The sequence below is a fragment of the Stenotrophomonas sp. YJH_SMC_32 genome (genome assembly GCF_059369975.1).
The window spans coordinates 323898-341955 of sequence record NZ_JCAFTE010000001.1 but is presented as its reverse complement, the minus strand read 5'-3'; the positions used below and the strand labels follow the sequence as shown (position 1 = coordinate 341955).

Sequence of the window (18058 nt, the reverse complement as noted above, 5' to 3'; positions counted from 1 at the left end):
CAATCTCCTGATTGTCTTTCTCTATCTGCTTGATTAATTTGGCGAAACTGCGGTTTCCCGCAGTCCGCGACGGACCCGGTTGATCATCGTCAGCACGCACAGCACCGCCATGGCGGCGGCCACGCCCGTGACCGTCAACGCGCCAACCCACTCAAACGCCAGCAGCAGGCCCAGCGCACCGATCACGAAGGCGCGGTCGCTCTTGCCCATCGGGCCGTCATAGCGGCGGCTGGCGCCGACCATCAGCCCCAGCACGCCGGCGTATTCGCTCAGCGCCGCGGTCCAGGCCAGCAGCCACAGCGCCTCCGGGCGCACGCCCGGCACGCTGAGCAGGCTCAGGTACAGCGCCGCATCGGCGATCACATCGCATAATTCGTTCAGATAGGCACCCAGCCGCGACTGCTGGCCGAATTCGCGGGCCAGCATGCCGTCCACGGCGTTGAGCGCCATGCGCAGCAGCATCCACAGCGGCAGCAACAGGTACAGCCATGGCTGGGCCGGCGCGCAGCACCAGACGGCGCCGGCCACCAGCAGCGAGACCACGGCAGCGGCCACGGTCACCGCATTGGCGGTGATCCCCACGCGGTACAGGCCGCGTACGGCCGGACGCAGGAGGTCCTGAAAACGTCCTTTCAATGCATAGATCGACACGATCCGAACCCGCTGATCCTTGGCAGTTCCCGCACAGCCTACCCGATTGGGGCAGCGCGCCCCATCGAATTGATTGCGGCCCCCCCCGGCCAGACGGTGCTGAAGGCGGCCACAGGCCATCGGTGCGGGTTGATTACCACCACCAGCGCCCGCCACCGGCCCCCACCGCCTACAATATCGGCCCCGCTCCGCTGCCGATTCCGTCCCATGACTGCTGATCTGTTGCCCGTCCGCCGGGCCCTCCTCTCCGTTTCCGACAAGACCGGTCTGGTCGAGCTGGCCACTGCGCTGGCGGCACGCGGCGTGGAGCTGCTGTCCACCGGCGGCACCGCCAAGGCGATCCGCGAGGCGGGCCTGGCGGTGAAGGACGTGGCCGAGGTCACCGGTTTCCCGGAAATGATGGACGGCAGGGTGAAGACCCTGCACCCGATGGTGCACGGCGGCCTGCTGGGCCGCTCCGGCCTGGATGACGCGGTGATGGCCGAGCACGGCATCGGCGCCATCGACCTGCTGGTGCTGAACCTGTATCCGTTCGAATCGGTCACCGCCAAGGCCGACTGCACCCTGGCCGACGCGGTCGAGAACATCGACATCGGCGGCCCGGCCATGCTGCGTTCGGCGGCCAAGAACTTCGCCCGCGTGGCAGTGGCCACCGACCCGTCGCAGTACCCCGAGCTGCTGGCCTCGCTGGAGGCCAACAACGGCCAGCTGACGGCTGCCACCCGCTTCGCGTTCTCGGTGGCCGCGTTCAACCGCGTCGCCCAGTACGATGCGGCGATCAGCAACTACCTGTCGGCGGTCACCGCCACCGACGCCGCCGTGCCGGCCCGTGCCGAATACCCGGCGCAGATGAACTCCACCTTCGTGAAGGTGATGGACCTGCGCTACGGCGAGAACCCGCACCAGAGCGGCGCGTTCTACCGCGACCTGTACCCGGTCCCGGGCACGCTGGCCACCTTCCAGCAGCTGCAGGGCAAGGAGCTGAGCTACAACAACCTGGCCGATGCCGATGCGGCGTGGGAATGCGTGCGCCAGTTCGATGCGCCGGCCTGCGTCATCGTCAAGCACGCCAACCCGTGCGGCGTGGCCGTCGGCGCCGGCAACGGCGATGCCTACGAGCTGGCCTACGCCACCGACCCGACCAGCGCCTTCGGCGGCATCATCGCCTTCAACACGCCGCTGGACGCCGCCACCGCCAAGGTGATCCTGGACCGCCAGTTCGTGGAAGTGCTGATTGCCCCGGACTACGAACCGGCCGCGCTGGAGTACGCGCAGAAGAAGGCCAACGTACGCGTGCTGCGCATCCCGCATGGCGACGGCCTGAACAACTTCGACAGCAAGCGCGTCGGCTCGGGCCTGCTGCTGCAGTCGTCAGACAACCGCGGCATGACCCGCGACGAGCTGAAGGTGGTCAGCAAGCTGGCGCCGACCGACAAGCAGTTCACCGACCTGCTGTTTGCCTGGAAGGTAGCCAAGTTCGTGAAGTCCAACGCGATCGTCTATGCCAAGGACAACCGCACCATCGGTGTCGGCGCCGGCCAGATGAGCCGCGTGTACTCGGCCCGCATCGCCGGCATCAAGGCCGCCGACGCGAACCTGGTGGTCGAGGGTTCGGTGATGGCCTCCGATGCGTTCTTCCCGTTCCGCGACGGCATCGATGCCGCCGCTGCCGCCGGCATCAAGGCGGTTATCCAGCCGGGCGGTTCGATGCGCGATGCCGAAGTGATCGCCGCCGCCGACGAACATGGCCTGGCCATGGTGTTCACCGGCGTGCGCCACTTCCGCCACTGATCCGCATCACCAAGCCGGGCCCTGCCCGGCTTTTCTTTTCCGTATCCGAGAACCCTGTCCCATGAAGATCCTCGTCATCGGCTCCGGCGGCCGCGAACACGCCCTGGCATGGAAGCTGGCCCAGTCCTCCCGTGTCACCGACGTGATCGTGGCGCCCGGCAACGCCGGTACCGCCAGCGAAGACAAGTGCCGCAACGTGGCGGTGAAGGTGACCGATATCGACGGCCTGCTGGCGCTGGCCCAGGCTGAAGGCGTGGCGTTGACCGTGGTCGGCCCGGAAGTACCGCTGGTGGCCGGTGTGGTCGACCGCTTCTGCGCCGCCGGCCTGCGCATCTTCGGGCCGACCGCCGCCGCCGCGCAGCTGGAAGGCAGCAAGGCCTACGCCAAGGACTTCCTGGCCCGCCACAACATCCCCACCGCGTTCTATGCCGTGCACACCGACGTGGACGCTGCCCTGGCCTACATCCGCGAGAAGGGTGCACCGATCGTGGTCAAGGCCGATGGCCTGGCCGCCGGCAAGGGCGTGATCGTCGCAATGACGTTGGCCGAGGCCGAAGACGCGGTGCGTGACATGCTCTCCGGCAACGCGTTCGGCGATGCCGGCGCCCGCGTGGTGATCGAGGAATTCCTCGATGGCGAGGAAGCCAGCTTCATTTCGATGGTGGACGGCGTGCATGCGCTGCCGATGGCCACCTCGCAGGACCACAAGCGCGTCGGCGACGGCGACACCGGCCCCAACACGGGTGGCATGGGCGCGTACTCGCCAGCGCCGGTAGTGACGCCGGAGGTGCATGCACGCGTGATGCGCGAAGTGGTGAACCCGACCGTGCAGGGCATGATCGCCGACGGCATCCCGTTCACCGGTTTCCTCTACGCCGGCCTGATGATCGATGCCAGCGGCGCGCCGAAGGTAATTGAATTCAACGTGCGCTTCGGCGATCCGGAAACCCAGCCGGTGATGCTGCGCCTGCAGTCGGACCTGGTCGAGCTGGTGGAAGCGGCGATTGATGGCCGCCTGGACCAGGTAGAAGCGCAGTGGGATGCGCGCCCGTCACTGGGCGTGGTGCTGGCCGCGAAGCCCTACCCGGAAGCGCCGATCACCGGTGACGTGATTTCCGGCCTGGGCGACGTGCCGGCCAGCGCCAAGGTGTTCCATGCCGGTACGGCATTGGATGCGCAGGGCCAGGTGGTCAGTGCCGGTGGCCGCGTGCTGTGCGTGGCGGCACTGGGCGACAGCGTGCGCGACGCGCAGGCCAATGCCTATGCCGGCGTCGCCAAGGTGACCTGGGCCAACGCGTTCCACCGCACCGACATCGGCTGGCGCGCGATCGCACGCGAGGGGTGAGGCCGCGCCGCGGCCACGCATGGCGTGGCTCTACTGACACTGGGTAGATCCACGCCATGCGTGGATGGGAACGCCACCAAAAAGAAAAGGCCCGGCAATGCCGGGCCTTTTCCTGGCTTCAACGCCATCCCGCCTTACGCGGTGAACAGCGCCTTCATCTTCTTCAGCGCGTTCGCTTCAACCTGGCGGATGCGCTCGGCCGACACGCCGTACTCGTCGGCCAGTTCCTGCAGCGTCACCTTGCTGTCCGCGTCCAGCCAGCGGCGGCGGATGATGTCGCGCGAGCGAGCATCCAGTTCCGCCAGGCCTTCGCGCAGCAGCTGCATCTGGTTGTCTTCGCTGTCCTCGCGCTCGTAGGCCATCGACGGGTCTTCGTCATCGGCAACCAGGAACGCAGCCGGCGACGGCGGCGCGTGCTCGTTGTCCTCGTCGGTCGGCGCATCGAACCCGATATCGCGACCCGACAGGCGCGACTCCATTTCCATGACCTCGCGCTCGGACACGTTCAGGTCCTTGGCCACCGCGCTCACCTCAGCCGCGTTCATCCAGCCCAGGCGCGTCTTCGACTTGCGCAGGTTGAAGAACAGCTTGCGCTGCGCCTTGGTGGTAGCGACCTTCACGATGCGCCAGTTCTTCAGGATGAACTCGTGCATCTCGGCACGGATCCAGTGCACCGCGAAGGAGACCAGGCGCACGCCCATGTCCGGGTCGAAGCGCTTGACCGCCTTCATCAGGCCGATGTTGCCTTCCTGGATCAGGTCGCCCAGGGCAAGGCCGTAGCCGTTGTAGCCGCGGGCCACGTGCACCACGAAGCGCAGGTGCGAATGCACCAGCTCGCGGGCAGCGTCCAGATCGTTGCCGTCGCGGAAGCGACGGGCCAGGTCCTGTTCGTCATCGACCGACAGCACCGGGATCTGGTGCACGGCACCGATGTAGGCGTCCAGCGAACCGAGCGCACTGGGAATCGGGAGATTGTTTGCCACAAGGGCAGTAGAGGTGTTCTGGCTCATAGGCACCCATCTTAGCAGTCCGGGATTTGGACTGCTAAAGGAGGAAAAAGTTCCAGCGTCCCATTGATGCAACACTGGTCCCAAACAGAGCCCTACCGTAGCGCGATTTGATGACAGTGGCGAGCATGCTTTTCGGGATTCACAATCCCTTGGAATTCAAGCAATTACCTGCCGTAAAGCGGCCGATTCCGGTCAAGCGGAGCTGAACGGGCCGTTCTGAAGGCCCATTCAGGCCCGGGAACGTTGCCCGGTGTTCAGGCCCAGCGGCCCGCCGGCCCTCAGAGTGCCGAGCGCGGCGGCAGCGACCAGTCGATCGGGGCCTGGCCGCGGCGCTGCAGGTACTCGTTGGCCATCGAGAAATGACGACAGCCGAGGAAGCCCCGATGGGCCGAAAGCGGCGACGGATGCGGCGACTTCAGCACGCGATGGCGGCGGGTGTCGATCACCTTGCCCTTCTGCTGCGCATAGGCGCCCCAGAGCATGAACACCAGCCCTTCGCGCTCGCGGTTGAGCACATCCACCACGTGGTCGGTGAAGCCTTCCCAGCCACGCCCCTGGTGCGCACCGGCCTTGCCCTCTTCCACCGTCAGTACCGCATTGAGCAGCAGCACGCCACGCTGCGCCCACGGAATCAGGCAGCCGTGGTCCGGACGCGGGATACCGAGATCGCTCTCGATCTCCTTGTAGATGTTCAGCAGCGACGGCGGCACCGGCACGCCCGGCGGCACCGAGAAACTCAGGCCATGTGCCTGGCCGCGACCGTGGTACGGGTCCTGCCCGAGGATCACCACCTTCACCTGCTCGAACGGCGTGGCGTCGAACGCGGCGAAGATCTGCGGGCCGGGCGGGAACACCGCCGCGCCACTGGCCTTGCGCTGGCGCAGGAAGGCCGACAGCTCGCGCATCTGCGGCTGCAACAGGTAATCGCCGACATGCTGCTTCCAGCTCGGTTCCAGCTGGATCGTCGGGGTGTCGGCTACTTCATCCATCATCGCAACAGAGGTCCATCGTTCAATCGGGCCAGCCTCAGCTGGAACAGCACCTTGGTGACCAGCAGCCGTTCTTCGATCGGCTTGAGCACCAGGTCGTTGGCACCGGACTGCAGCAGCCCGGTCTGGTTGTGCGGGTTGCCGTCACCGGTCATCACCAGCACCGGCAGGCGGCGCTTGCCGTAACCGAAGTCCACGCGCACGCGCTGCACCACGTCGCGCCCGCTCAGTTCGCCCTTCAGGGTGACATCGGTCAGCACCAGGTCGATGCGGTGGCGGCTGCGGCCCAGCGACTCGGCAGTGAGCAGGGTGAATGCCTCTTCGGCGCTGACCACGTGCAGTACGTTCAGCTGCTGCCGCTCAAGCATGCGCTTGGTGGCCTCGGCCACCACGCGGCTGTCCTCGATGTAGAGGATGGTGGCACCGGGGATGGTCTGCGGCTGCACATAGCCACGGATGAAGGTCGCCAGTGCCTCATGGCCCAGCGCCTTGTCGAAATAGTCGGTGACGTACTCGGTGAAGCGACGCTGCTCCAGGTGCTGCTGGGCATCGCCGGACACAACGATCACCGGCACATAGGCCTGGCCGGCGGCTTCGCGCACCATCCGCGCCAGCGCCAGGCCGTCGCCATCGCGCAGGGTCAGCGAGGTCGTCACCAGGTCCACCGGGCCTTGCGCCAGCGCCTGCTGCGCATCCTCGATGCTGTCGCAGCCGATCACCTCCACGCCCGGCAGGTCACGCTGCAGGACATCGGCGATCAGCTTGCGGACCAGCTTCGAACCATCGACCACCATCACCCGCGTCGCGGGCCCTTCAAGGTGCTTCAGCGCTTGCGGTTGCATGCCGGTCTCAGGTGTCGGTCGGACGGGTCTGGCGGAGGAAGTGGCCGGTCACCAGCCAGGCGCCCAGCCAACCCAGCAGCAGCGTGCCGAGCAGGACCAGGCCGCCGTGCAGCAGGTCCAGGCCGTGCAGTACGAACGGGCTGCCGTAGCTGCGCGAGAGTTCGGCCAGCGGCATGCGCAGGGCGGCACCCGCAGCGCCGATCAGGGCCAGCGCCACCGCGCCGGCGCCCAGGCCGTACCACGCGCCCAGGTACAGGAACGGGCGGCGGATGAAGCCATCGCTGGCGCCGAGCAGCTGCAGCACGCCGATCTCTTCGCGGCGGGCCTGGATGTCCAGGCGCACCGTGTTGCCGACCACCAGCGCGGCACCCGCGCCGAGCAGGACCGACAGCACCTGCACCAGCCGCGCACCGAAGGCAAGCCAGGCATCCAGGCGCTGGCGCCACAGCGCATCGTGCTGCACCAGATCGGCCTCCGGCAGGCTTTCCAGCGCGCGCGCCAGGCGTGCGTCGTCCTTGCCCTGGCCGGGAGTGATCACCAGCAGCGAAGGCAGCGGATTGTCGTTGAGTGCGTCGATCGCCTCACCCAGGCCGGCATCGCGCAGTTCCTGCAGGCCCTGCTCGGGCGTGCGCACGTTCACTTCGGCCACGTCGTCGCGGTCGCGCAGCTGGCCGGCCAGGCGCAGCGCGCCGGGTGCATCGACGTTGCCCTTCAGGAACACGTTGATGTCGCGCGACTGCTGCACGCTGCCGGCGAACTGCTTGAGGTTGTCCAGCGCGATCGACAGGCCCAGCGGCAGCGCCAGCGCCAGCGCCATGACCATCACCGTCAGCAGGGTCGCCCATGGCTTGCGGCAGGCGCGGCCCAGGCTGAACACCACGCTGTGCACGTGGTGCTGGAACCAGACGCCCACGCGCGAGGGGGCGGCGGCTTCGCTGTTTTCGTTCTTCGCCATCGGTTACTCCGCCAGGTCCTGCGGCGAGATGTCATCCACCAGCCGGCCATGGTCGAGGATCAGCACGCGCTTGCGCATGCGGCGCAGCAGCGGCAGGTCGTGGCTGACCACCAGTACGCTGGTGCCGCGCGAGGGCAGCTCGGCGAACAGGGCCATGATCTCCGCCGCCAGGGTCGGGTCGAGGTTGCCGGTCGGCTCATCGGCCACCAGCAGCTTGGGCTCGCCGACGATGGCGCGGGCGATGCCCACGCGCTGCTGCTCGCCGGCCGACAGCTGCGAGGGCAGCGCCTTCTCGCGATGGCCCAGGCCCATCCGCTCCAGCACCGAGCGCACGCGCTTGCTGATGTCGCCACGGCGGGTGCCGCGCAGGATCAGCGGCAGCGCCACGTTCTCGGCGATCGAGCGGTCCATCAGCAGCCGGTGGTCCTGGTAGACCGCGCCCACCGCGCGTCGGTGGCGGGGCACGTCGCCGCCGCGCACCTTCAGCAGGTTGCGCTCGTCGAACACCACCGCGCCGCGGCTGGGCCGCTCGTCGAGGTGGATCAACTTGAGCAGGGTGCTCTTGCCCGCACCGGAATGGCCGGTGACGAACAGCATCTCGCCCGGCGCGACCTCGAAGCTGACATCGATCAGCGCCTCGTGGCCACCGGCGTACTGTTTGCTGACATTGTCGAAGCGCAGGACACTCATGCCCCGATTATGCAGGAGCGGCGCGACCTCGTGGAGACGGGCGCGCCGAGCGGTAGTGCCGGCCGCTGGCGGGCAGCCATGTGGGTTGCCGGCCAGCGGCCGGCACTACCGTTCAAAGCCACCCGACCAACGGTCGGGTGCTACCCGCTGATCGGCAGCGCCGATCAGCTGCCCGACAGCATCCGGCGGATCTTGCGGCCGATGCGGGTCAGGAACGAATCGCCGCTGTCGGCCGCCGTGCGCACCGGCTTGGCCACCACCTGCACCGGGGTCACCGGGCTCGCGCCGTTGCCGGCGTTGGCCTGCACGCCCTCGGCACCCTCGACCGGACGGCCATGGCGACGACGACGGCGCTTGCGCGGCTTGTGCTCACCATCCACGGCACCTTCCGGTGCGCCTTCGGCGCGCGGCGGGCGCGGGGCCTGGGCAGCGGCGCCTTCAGCACCCGCGACCGGGGCGGCAGCGCCCTGCTCGCCTTCCACGCGCGGCTTGCGCGGGCCGCGCGAACGGCGTTCGCCGCTGCGCTCGCCGTCACGGCCACCACGACCACCACCACTGCCGGAACGACCGCCACTGCGGCCACCACCCCGACGCTCTTCCTCGGCGGCGCGGGCTTCGCGCGCTTCACGGAAGATCTGGCCGACGCTTTCGTTGTCCTCGCCTTCCTCGCCTGCAGCCGGGGCCGGGCGCTCCGGGCGCGGCAGCGGGGTCAGCAGTTCCTTGGTGACCGGCTCGGAGGGAATCTTCTGCTCGATGTAGGCCTCGATGTCCGGCAGGCCCATCGCGTAGCGTTCGCAGGCGAAGCTGATCGCATCACCTTCTTCACCCAGGCGCGCGGTACGGCCGATGCGGTGCACGTAGTCTTCGGCATCGAACGGCAGGTCGTAGTTGTAGACGTACTTGATGCCATCGATGTGCAGGCCACGGGCGGCGACGTCGGTGGCCACCAGGATTTCCAGCTGGCCCTTCTGGAAGCGGTTGAGCAGGCTTTCGCGCTTCTTCTGCGGCACATCGCCGGACAGCACGCCGACACGATAGCCGGCCTTCTCCAGCGAGCGGGCGACGCGCTCGACGAACACCTTGGTGTTGACGAACACCATGGTCCGCGCGCCTTCGCTGCGCGACAGCAGGCCCAGCAGCAGCGGGATCTTCTCGTCGTCGGCCGGGAAGTAGATGCGCTGGCGCACGCGGGCAGCGGTGATGGTCTCGGCTTCGACCACCAGCTTCTGCGGCTCGTTCATGTGCTCGTAGGCCAGCTCCAGCACGCGATGGCTGAGGGTGGCGCTGAACAGCAGGGTCTGGCGGATGGTGCGTTCCGGCATGCGGCGCAGCAGGAAGCGGATGTCCTTGATGAAGCCCAGATCGAACATGCGGTCGGCTTCGTCCAGCACGCAGATCTCGCAGGCATGCAGCGAAACCACCTTGTGCTGCTTGACGTAGTCGATCAGGCGGCCTGGGGTGGCGATGATCACGTCCACGCCCTGCTGCAGCAGCTCGCGCTGCTTGTCGTAATCCACGCCACCGTAGACCAGCGCGAAACGCAGGCCCAGGTCGGAACCGAACTTCACCGCATCCTTGTGGATCTGGATGGCCAGTTCGCGGGTCGGGGCGAGGATCAGGGCGCGGGGGTCTTCCGGCTTGCGGTCGGCCAGCGCCGGACGGGTCAGCAGGCGGTTCACGACAGCGACCAGGAAGGCCAGGGTCTTGCCGGTACCGGTCTGGGCCTGGCCGGCAACATCACCACCGGGCAGCGCGACCGGCAGGGTCAGCGCCTGGATCGGGGTGCAGCGGGTGAATCCGGCTCCTTCAAGGCCGGCCTGCAGGGCCGGATGCAGCTCGAAGGAGGAAAAGGTCAAATCGGTCAGCGGTTTGTCGCTCATGAGTCCGTCTTGGTATGGCCGCCGGCCCTTGGGGCGGCTGGCACTTCAGCGTCTAGGGGAACCGTCGCAAACTGCGGCCCCTGCGGCGGGTTGGCAGGCCGGGACCCCTCGGTCCGTGCGCCGCACAATGTCCCAGTTTAACGCACTCGGGCAGGCAAACCGGAATGCGGTGTCTCACGGCACCCGGAGACGCCACCTTCACCCAGCCACACTGGACTTGAACGGCCCGGTCTGGGGCGCTGGTGTCGCGCACTGCCAGCCCCATGTACAGGAGGACAGTGAAATCCGACACATACCGGCCATCGAAGCGATCACGATACGCTGGGTTCCAGACGGCGCCTGTCCCTGCCCCGCGATAGGGGTACACTGCCGGCCGTGAGCGTCCAGGCATCCCGCCGAACGCACCGCGGCAGTGCGCCGCGAGGCAACGACGAGGGTCGCGCCACCGGGCAAGGCCCAGTTCACCCACCTCCGGCATGGCCGGGTGCAATCCAAGACGAGAAACCAAGATGAGCGACAAGGTTGTACATGTCGGCGACGCCGACTTTGATAGCGCAGTACTGAATTCCAAGGAACCGGTGCTGGTCGATTTCTGGGCCGAGTGGTGTGGCCCCTGCAAGATGATCGCCCCGGCGCTGGACGAGCTGGCCGATGCCTACCAGGGCCGCGCCAAGATCGCCAAGGTCAACGTTGACCACAACCGTGCGCTGGCCGCGAAGTACCACGTGCGTTCGATTCCGTACCTGGTCGTGTTCAAGGATGGCGAAAAGGTCGGCGAGCAGATCGGTGCAGTGGGCAAGGCCCAGCTGGCCGGCCTGCTGGACAAGGCCCTGGCCTGATCCTGCCGGTCTCCGGCAGCCGCCGAGCGCGGCTGCCGGCGGGCGCACCACGCCCATGATGAATGCTGTTCCCGGCGACCCTTGCATGGCGCCGCAGGCCGATGATAGTGTCGGCATATCCGGCCGCGTTCGCGTGCCGCACCCTCTGGACGCAGTTTCTCCCAGACCCATTCCCAACGTTCGCCGCCCCAGCCGGGCGCTCGCACCGTCAAGCGAGGAATAACGCTCTTGTCCGATAACACTTCCGAAACCGGCAGCGCTGATGCGCCCGCCGAAAAGCGCGTGCGCAAGCCCCGCGTGAGCAAGGCCGCCGCCCCGGCAGCCGCAGAAACCAGCGCCGCTCCGGCGCAGCCGACCCTGCCGCTGGCCGCCGCGCCCGAAGCACCGGCGCCGGCCGCAGCACCTGCGCCGAGCGCGCCCGCCGCCGAGGCCCCTGCCAGCAGTGGCGGTGGCGAGGGTGGCGAGGGCCGCGAATCCGGCCAGCCGCGGCAGCAGAATCACCAGGGGGGTGGCCAGAACCAGGGCCAGAACCCGTACAACCAGAACGGCCAGCAGGGCCAGGGGCAAGGTCAGGGCAACCGACGCGACCGCTTCCGCAACCGCCGCGACCGTGACCGCAACAATCGCTTCCGCGACGACGGCATGTCCAATGACGGCGGCGAGCAGCAGCCGTTCGTGCCGCGCCCGCACGCCAACGTGCCCGAGGGCTTCCCGGTGTACTCGCTGAGCGACCTCAAGCGCATGCCGGCACAGAAGCTGCTGGAAATCGCCGAGCAGCTGCAGATCTCCGAAGGCGTGGCCCGTGCCCGCAAGCAGGACGTGATCTTCGCCCTGCTGAAGGTGCTGACCCGCCACGGTGACGGCGTCGCCGCCGATGGTGTGCTGGAAATCCTGCCGGATGGCTTCGGTTTCCTGCGCGCGGCCGAAGCCAGCTACCTGGCCGGCCCTGACGACACCTACATCTCGCCCAGCCAGATCCGCCGCTTCAACCTGCGCACCGGCGACCACATCTCCGGCCGCATCCGCTTCCCGAAGGACGGCGAGCGCTACTTCGCGCTGAACATCGTCGACACCATCAACGGCGAGCCGATCGAAGCGTCGAAGAACAAGGTGCTGTTCGAGAACCTGACCGCACTGTTCCCGCGCCGCCGCTTCACCCTCGAGCGTGGCAACGGTTCGTCGGAAGACATCACCGGCCGCATCCTCGATCTGATGGCGCCGCAGGGCAAGGGCCAGCGCTCGCTCATCGTGTCGCAGCCGAAGGCCGGCAAGACGATGATGATGCAGCAGGTCGCCACCGCCATCACCACCAACCATCCGGACGTGCACCTGATCGTGCTGCTGATCGACGAGCGCCCGGAAGAAGTGACCGAAATGCAGCGCACCGTGCGCGGCGAGGTCATCAGCTCGACCTTCGACGAGCCGGCCGCGCGCCACGTGCAGGTGGCCGAAATGGTCATCGAGCGCGCCAAGCGCCTGGTCGAGCACAAGAAGGATGTGGTGATCCTGCTCGACTCGATCACCCGCCTGGCCCGCGCCTACAACAACGTGGTGCCGAGCTCGGGCAAGGTGCTGACCGGTGGTGTGGACGCCAACGCCCTGCACCGCCCGAAGCGCTTCTTCGGTGCGGCGCGCAACGTGGAAGAAGGCGGCAGCCTGACCATCATCGCCACCGCGCTGGTCGACACCGGCTCGAAGATGGACGAGGTGATCTACGAAGAGTTCAAGGGCACCGGCAACAGCGAAGTGCACCTGAGCCGTCGTATCGCTGAAAAGCGCGTGTTCCCGGCCATCGACATCAACCGTTCCGGTACCCGCCGCGAAGACCTGCTGATCGAACCGGAGCTGCTGCAGAAGATCTGGATCCTGCGCAAGCTGCTGCATCCGATGGATGAAATGGCCGCGATGGAATTCCTGCTGGACAAGATGAAGAACACCAAGTCCAACGACGAGTTCTTCGGTTCGATGAAGCGCTGATCCACGCCATTGCATTGAAGAGAACCTGCCGCCCGCTGCGGCAGGTTTTTTTTTGCCTGCAGGGCGACCTGTTTCACTTTGCCGCCGCTGACTTTTGGCGATAATTCGCCCCATACCCTGCCCGGCCCCAAGGGCGTGGCCACCGATTCCCGCTGTCGCCCCTTCCGGAGAACCGGTCGGGTCCAGCCTCCTGCCGGATCCGTCGACGCATGCGAACGCTGTCCCCCCGCCTCAACCTGGGCAAGCTGATCCTCGCCCTGGCCCTGCTCAGCGCCATCATCGCCCTGGCCAATACCCTGCTGGCCAGTTACCGCGTGCAGCGCGACCAGCTGGTCGGCAACACCCTGGAAGCCAACCGCGTCTATGCCACCAAGCTGGCCGAGACCACCCAGAATTTCCTGCTGGCCGCGCAGCAGGAGCTGGCCTACGCCGCCACCCGGCTTGGCCAGAATGATCTCGATCCGGCACAGGCCCAGGATGAAGCCAGCCGGCTCCAGCTGCAGACCAACAGCTTCAACTCCTCGCTGGTGGTCGACGCCGACGGCCTGGTGATCGCCACCTCGCCGCAGACCCTGCAGCTGCAGGGCGAGATCCTGCACAGCGCCGGCAACAACGCCGCACTGGCCGCGCGCCAGCCGATGATCAGCGATCCCTACCAGTCGACCACCGGCAAGCTGCTGGTCTCGCTGTCGCACCCGATCTTCGATCGCCAGGGCCGCTATCGCGGCTACGTCAGCGGCACCCTCTACCTGCGCCAGCGCAGTGCGCTGCACACGCTGCTGGGCAAGCACTACTACCGCGACGGCTCGTACCTGTACGTGGTGGACCGCAATGGCCGCCTGCTGTACCACGCCGATGGCAAGCGGGTCGGCGACTACGTGGTCGGCAACCCGGCGGTGAAGGCAGTCGTGCGCGGTGAACGCGGTGCGCAGCAGGTCCGCAACAACCTGGGCGTATCGATGCTGGCCGGCTATGCACCGGTGCCGACCACCGGCTGGGGCATCATCGCCCAGCGGCCGACCGAGGCCACGCTGCAGCCATTGTCACGGTTGATGACCGCGGTGATCTGGAATGCGATCCCGCTCGGCCTGCTGTCACTGCTGGTCACCTGGTGGTTCGCCCGTCGCATCTCGATGCCGCTGTGGCAGCTGGCGCGAAACGTGCAGGGTGGCGAGGACACCGGCAACGCGATCAGCCACGTCAGCGGCATCCGCGCCTGGTACTTCGAGGTGGCCCAGCTCAAGCAGGCCGTGCTGCACAGCTTCAACGCGCTGCAGGACCGCATCGGCACGCTCAGCCGCGCCAACTGTACCGATCCGCTGACCGGCCTGCTCAATCGCCGCGGCCTGCAGCAGGCGCTGGATGCGCTGCAGGTGCAGGGCATTCCGTTCGCGATCCTGGCGCTGGACATCGATCGCTTCAAATCGATCAACGACAGCCATGGCCATGACGTCGGCGACGCGGCCATCGTCCATATCGCCGACCAGATGCGCCGCTACTCGCGCGACAGCGACATCCTCTGCCGTGCCGGCGGCGAGGAATTCCTGCTGCTGTTGCCGGGCATCAGCACCGACTCTGCGCGCCAGGCCGGCGAGCGCCTGCGCCAGCACATCGCCGATCACCCGTTCGAGCCGGTCGGCACCATCACCGTGTCACTGGGCGTGGCCCACTTCCCCAGCTTCCATGTCGATGCCGAGCAGGCGCTGCGGCTGGCCGACAAGGCCCTGTACATGGCCAAGGAACAGGGCCGCAACCGGGTGGTGGTCTACCCGTACGCGGACTGAAAAGCGGCCGGCCTGGCCGACCGCTTCACCGCGCCGGGCTCAGCGCTGCGCCAACGGTGTCAGCAGGCGCAGGCCGCGCTGGGTGCCATCGACCATGTACACGCCCCCGGCAGGCAGCAGATCACTGCCCACCTGTTCGACGGCATCCGGCTTGCGCCACGGTGCGGCCTGGCGCGGGCCGGGGATGTAGGCACGCCAGCGGCCATAGCGCTCCGGCTGGGCATTGCCGTTGCTGCCGGTGTCGCTGTTCAGGGCGAAGTTCACCGGCACGCGTACGGTCCAGAAGTCGCGCGTGCTGTTCTCGCCGGTCGTGGGCGGGACGAAGGTCCACTTGCGCGCGCCGCTGATGCTGGCCTTGGCGAGCAGGTCGCGCATCTTGGCCAGGGTCCGCTCCGGCGCGACCACGGTCATGTTCACCTGTTCGGCAATGACGTCGGCCACGGTCCCGTCGCGGGCCACTTTGACCAGCAGCAGCACATCACCCTGCCCGCCACTGCGGAAGACATCCTCGGGGTAGCGCGGTGGCGGCATGTTCTTCCGGGTCACCGAATCGGTAGCCTTCGGGTCATACTCACTGAAGTCGACACTGGTCATGCTGACCTGGTAGCTGCCGTCGTCCTGCTGCTTGCCACGCAGGCGCACCCGCAGTGGTGCGTGGACCGCCACCGGCTTGCCATCGCGCAGCGTCGGCTCGAACTGCCATCCACGGATGGTGCCCTCCACGAACGATGCAATACCCGGTGCGAGCATCGCCTGCTGGTCCAGGACCAGCGCGCTGACCGAGCCGTCGGCCGCCACATCGATACTGCCCGACAGCGCCATGCTCATCTCGGCGGTGGCGCGCACGGCGCGCGCGTTCTGGGCGACGGCCTCGGATGGCAGCAGCGGGGCACCTGCGGAGAACGCCAGGGCCAGCGCAAGGAACAGGGGGGAACGCATCATTGCCGGATCCGTGGTGATGAAGTGAGCACCGAGCGTACCGCAATCCTGACCGGACCGGCACGTGCTTCACGCCACGCCGTTCAGGCCAGGCGATGGGCCGCCGCGTAGGGCGGCGTATCCGGATAGTTCCCCTCGGCGAAGCGCGCCTGCAGGTCCTGCCACCACGCCGGATCGAACAGGTGCCGGTAGTGCTCCCTCACCGCCGCCAGTTCGCTGGCGGGCAGCCCCATGAACGGGCCGAAGCGCTCGGGAAACACGTCGCGTGGACCGACATGGAACCAGGGTTCATCGGCCATGGCTTCCTCCGGCGTACGCGGCTGCGGCCATGCGCGGAACACGCAGTCGCTGACCAGGCACAGCTCGTCGTAGTCGTAGAACACGGCCCGGCCATGCCGCGATACGCCGAAGTTCTTCGGCAGCATGTCGCCGGGGAAGATGTTGTTGCGCGCCATGTCGGTGATCGCCTGCGCATAGTCGAGTACCGCTGCGCGCACCGCCTCGCCACCCTGCTCGCGCAGGTACAGGTTCAATGGCCGGAAACGGCGCTGCACGTAGCACAGTGCGACTTCCACATGGTTGCCATCGACCCGCACGGTCTGCGCGCATTGCTGCAGCAACTCCTCCAGCAAGGCCGGTGCGAAGCGATCGCGCGGGAAGCGCAGGTGGCGATACGGCTGCGCATCGAGCAGGCGGCCGACACGGTCGAGGTTGAACACCAGCGCGTACTTCTCTTCCACCTGCCGCCGCGACATCGCCTTGGGCCAGGCGAAGCGGTCGCGGATCAGCTTGAACACCAGCGGATAGCTGGGCAGGGTGAACACCGCCATGACCATGCCCGGCGTGCCTTCGGCGGGCACCAGCCGCTCCTGCGGATGTTCGTTGAAGTGGCGGAAGAAGGTGCGGTAGCGCTCGGTCTTGCCTTGCTTGGCACGGCCCAGCACGGTGTAGATCTCATCGATGGGCTTGCCCGGCAGCAGGCTGCGCAGGAACACCACCGCATCGCCCACCGTGGCAAGGTCGGCCTGGAAATAACTGCGAGACACGCCGAACAGATGGGCGACGTCGCGGCGCCGGGTCAGCACCGCGTCGGCACGCAGTCCACGCTCATCGTTGACCAGTGCGATCACGCAGGGTGAGAAGCGGTGCTCGCCGAACACGCGGCCCACCAGATAGGCGCGGCGCTCGCGATAGAACACGGTGTCGAGCAGCTCGATGCTGCGCACCGGCGTATCGCCCCAGTGGACCAGATCGTCCTGCAGGCGCACGGCGATGGCCGCCGCGCAGCGCAGCTGGTGCGCATACGGAATGTCGAAGCGGTAATCGGCCAACACGCGCTGCAGGGCCTCCACCGGCCGCGTGGGTGAAACCGCGTAGGTATGCCGCGCAACCGGATGGGTGATCGCATCGGACGGCTCGACGTCAAAGGCGATGAACTCCAGCGCCGGGTCCACGCCACGGGTGGAGAACAAGCGCCGCGACAGCGTGTTGTAGAAGGTCTTGTACAGTTCGGCATCGATCAGCCCCCGCAGCAATGCGCTGTAGCGTGCATGCACCTGCAGCCACAATGCGCGCTCCCCGATTGCTTCGCCGGCAAGGCGCCGCAGTGCATCCATCTGTTCGGCAATGCACAGGTCGTACAGCGCGATGCGCTCGACTGCATCCTGGCGCGCAGCCGCCCAGTCGCGCTGCTCGAAACGCTGCCGCGCACGAGCGGTGATCGCCGCAAAGCGGGCGTGGTACTGCTCGAAGCCAGCGTGGATGGCGCCAGCGATGCGCGACGCCAGCTCGGCATCGATATCAGGCTCGGACATGCAGGACTCATCCGGGAGGACCGGCTTCACCATACGCTGGCGTGTGCAATGGCGTCGAGTGCGAAGGTAGTGCCGGCCGCTGGCCGGCAGCACCTGGACCGTCGATGGATCGATGCAGACGCCGGCCAGCGGCCGGCACTACCGGCTCAGATCGCCAGTTCGGCCTCCACGTCCTGCACCTTGCGTCGGGCCAGTGCAAGGTTGGACTTGGTCCGGTCCAGCACGATGTAGAAGAACAGTCCCTTCTTCTTCGCGACCGGTCGCATGATGTGGTACGCCTTGCCCAGCGAGATCAGGATATCCTCGATGCTGTCATTGAGGTTCAACGAGGCGGCGGTCTTCATCTTGGCCCGGATCACTTCGGTGTTGCCGGCGGCGGCCACCTCCATGTCCATGCCGGCACCGGCCTCGCCCAGCAGCATGCCGCTTTCGTAGTCGACCAGCGCCACTGCCTGCGCGCCGTCGATGCCCATCAGTGCGTTCAACGATTCATTCAATCCAGCCACGTCGCACCCCTTGTCGATGTTGGTTCGAGCCCCTCGTTCCCCTGCG

The 18058-nt window shown here is 67.3% G+C and carries 15 protein-coding genes; 5 read left to right on the top strand and 10 right to left on the bottom strand.

The genetic code is table 11. The annotated features are described in order from the left end of the window. Positions 1 to 33 precede the first annotated feature (33 nt). On the bottom strand, positions 34 to 651 hold the full coding sequence (locus tag AC5P7S_RS01550; protein ID WP_088497434.1) for a CDP-alcohol phosphatidyltransferase family protein: 618 nt from the start codon (positions 649 to 651) through the stop codon (positions 34 to 36). 207 nt (positions 652 to 858) lie between these two features. On the opposite strand from AC5P7S_RS01550, the gene purH reads away from it, so the two are divergent. Further along, positions 859 to 2442: a bifunctional phosphoribosylaminoimidazolecarboxamide formyltransferase/IMP cyclohydrolase gene (purH, locus tag AC5P7S_RS01545; protein WP_095378198.1), complete on the top strand. Its 1584-nt coding sequence runs from the start codon at positions 859 to 861 to the stop codon at positions 2440 to 2442. Positions 2443 to 2503: 61 nt separating this feature from the next. Beyond that, positions 2504 to 3787 carry a phosphoribosylamine--glycine ligase gene (purD, locus tag AC5P7S_RS01540; RefSeq protein WP_095378199.1) on the top strand — a complete coding sequence of 428 codons (1284 nt, stop codon included), beginning with the start codon at positions 2504 to 2506 and terminating at the stop codon, positions 3785 to 3787. A gap of 134 nt (positions 3788 to 3921) precedes the next feature. On the opposite strand, the gene rpoH is transcribed toward purD, so the two are convergent. The 6 genes from rpoH to rhlB all read right to left on the bottom strand — a co-directional run bounded on the left by rpoH (position 3922) and on the right by rhlB (position 10153). Next, positions 3922 to 4797 carry an RNA polymerase sigma factor RpoH gene (rpoH, locus tag AC5P7S_RS01535; RefSeq protein WP_005411269.1) on the bottom strand — a complete coding sequence of 292 codons (876 nt, stop codon included), beginning with the start codon at positions 4795 to 4797 and terminating at the stop codon, positions 3922 to 3924. A 278-nt stretch (positions 4798 to 5075) separates the two neighbouring features. Beyond that, positions 5076 to 5789, bottom strand: a complete 714-nt coding sequence (gene ung, locus AC5P7S_RS01530) for a uracil-DNA glycosylase (protein WP_095378200.1) — start codon at positions 5787 to 5789, stop codon at positions 5076 to 5078. Then, on the bottom strand, positions 5786 to 6628 hold the full coding sequence (locus tag AC5P7S_RS01525; protein ID WP_049424094.1) for a response regulator: 843 nt from the start codon (positions 6626 to 6628) through the stop codon (positions 5786 to 5788). The genes ung and AC5P7S_RS01525 overlap by 4 nt, the downstream gene beginning before the upstream one ends. A gap of 7 nt (positions 6629 to 6635) precedes the next feature. After that, positions 6636 to 7583: a permease-like cell division protein FtsX gene (gene ftsX / locus AC5P7S_RS01520; protein ID WP_032961674.1), complete on the bottom strand. Its 948-nt coding sequence runs from the start codon at positions 7581 to 7583 to the stop codon at positions 6636 to 6638. Positions 7584 to 7586: 3 nt separating this feature from the next. Further along, a complete protein-coding gene (gene ftsE / locus AC5P7S_RS01515) occupies positions 7587 to 8273 on the bottom strand; it encodes a cell division ATP-binding protein FtsE (RefSeq protein ID WP_014648630.1) in 687 nt (228 codons plus the stop codon). Positions 8274 to 8437: 164 nt separating this feature from the next. After that, a complete protein-coding gene (gene rhlB / locus AC5P7S_RS01510; RefSeq protein ID WP_095378201.1) occupies positions 8438 to 10153 on the bottom strand; it encodes an ATP-dependent RNA helicase RhlB in 1716 nt (571 codons plus the stop codon). 509 nt (positions 10154 to 10662) lie between these two features. On the opposite strand from rhlB, the gene trxA reads away from it, so the two are divergent. From trxA to AC5P7S_RS01495, 3 genes are all read left to right on the top strand, one after another. Further along, positions 10663 to 10992, top strand: a complete 330-nt coding sequence (trxA, locus tag AC5P7S_RS01505; protein ID WP_005411275.1) for a thioredoxin — start codon at positions 10663 to 10665, stop codon at positions 10990 to 10992. 228 nt (positions 10993 to 11220) lie between these two features. Beyond that, complete coding sequence (rho, locus tag AC5P7S_RS01500) at positions 11221 to 12969, top strand: transcription termination factor Rho (protein ID WP_053498291.1); 1749 nt, start codon at positions 11221 to 11223, stop codon at positions 12967 to 12969. Between the two features lie 209 nt (positions 12970 to 13178). Further along, on the top strand, positions 13179 to 14753 hold the full coding sequence (locus AC5P7S_RS01495; RefSeq protein WP_095378202.1) for a sensor domain-containing diguanylate cyclase: 1575 nt from the start codon (positions 13179 to 13181) through the stop codon (positions 14751 to 14753). Positions 14754 to 14792: 39 nt separating this feature from the next. Here the strand turns inward: AC5P7S_RS01495 and AC5P7S_RS01490 are convergent, their stop codons facing one another. From AC5P7S_RS01490 to AC5P7S_RS01480, 3 genes are all read right to left on the bottom strand, one after another. Then, a complete protein-coding gene (locus AC5P7S_RS01490; protein WP_065196831.1) occupies positions 14793 to 15695 on the bottom strand; it encodes an energy transducer TonB in 903 nt (300 codons plus the stop codon). Positions 15696 to 15775: 80 nt separating this feature from the next. Continuing rightward, positions 15776 to 17506 (bottom strand): bifunctional isocitrate dehydrogenase kinase/phosphatase, encoded by a 1731-nt coding sequence (gene aceK, locus AC5P7S_RS01485; protein ID WP_095378203.1) that lies wholly within the window; start codon positions 17504 to 17506, stop codon positions 15776 to 15778. 146 nt (positions 17507 to 17652) lie between these two features. Beyond that, positions 17653 to 18012 (bottom strand): hypothetical protein, encoded by a 360-nt coding sequence (locus AC5P7S_RS01480; RefSeq protein ID WP_005419760.1) that lies wholly within the window; start codon positions 18010 to 18012, stop codon positions 17653 to 17655. Positions 18013 to 18058: the final 46 nt, after the last annotated feature.

Coding starts and splice junctions, on each gene's coding strand:
- AC5P7S_RS01525 (WP_049424094.1), bottom strand. CDS start 6,628: ATGCAACCGCAAGCGCTGAAGCACCTTGAAGGGCCCGCGACGCGGGTG.
- rhlB (WP_095378201.1), bottom strand. CDS start 10,153: ATGAGCGACAAACCGCTGACCGATTTGACCTTTTCCTCCTTCGAGCTG.
- ung (WP_095378200.1), bottom strand. CDS start 5,789: ATGATGGATGAAGTAGCCGACACCCCGACGATCCAGCTGGAACCGAGC.
- ftsE (WP_014648630.1), bottom strand. CDS start 8,273: ATGAGTGTCCTGCGCTTCGACAATGTCAGCAAACAGTACGCCGGTGGC.
- rpoH (WP_005411269.1), bottom strand. CDS start 4,797: ATGAGCCAGAACACCTCTACTGCCCTTGTGGCAAACAATCTCCCGATT.
- AC5P7S_RS01490 (WP_065196831.1), bottom strand. CDS start 15,695: ATGATGCGTTCCCCCCTGTTCCTTGCGCTGGCCCTGGCGTTCTCCGCA.
- trxA (WP_005411275.1), top strand. CDS start 10,663: ATGAGCGACAAGGTTGTACATGTCGGCGACGCCGACTTTGATAGCGCA.
- purD (WP_095378199.1), top strand. CDS start 2,504: ATGAAGATCCTCGTCATCGGCTCCGGCGGCCGCGAACACGCCCTGGCA.
- aceK (WP_095378203.1), bottom strand. CDS start 17,506: ATGTCCGAGCCTGATATCGATGCCGAGCTGGCGTCGCGCATCGCTGGC.
- purH (WP_095378198.1), top strand. CDS start 859: ATGACTGCTGATCTGTTGCCCGTCCGCCGGGCCCTCCTCTCCGTTTCC.
- ftsX (WP_032961674.1), bottom strand. CDS start 7,583: ATGGCGAAGAACGAAAACAGCGAAGCCGCCGCCCCCTCGCGCGTGGGC.
- AC5P7S_RS01495 (WP_095378202.1), top strand. CDS start 13,179: ATGCGAACGCTGTCCCCCCGCCTCAACCTGGGCAAGCTGATCCTCGCC.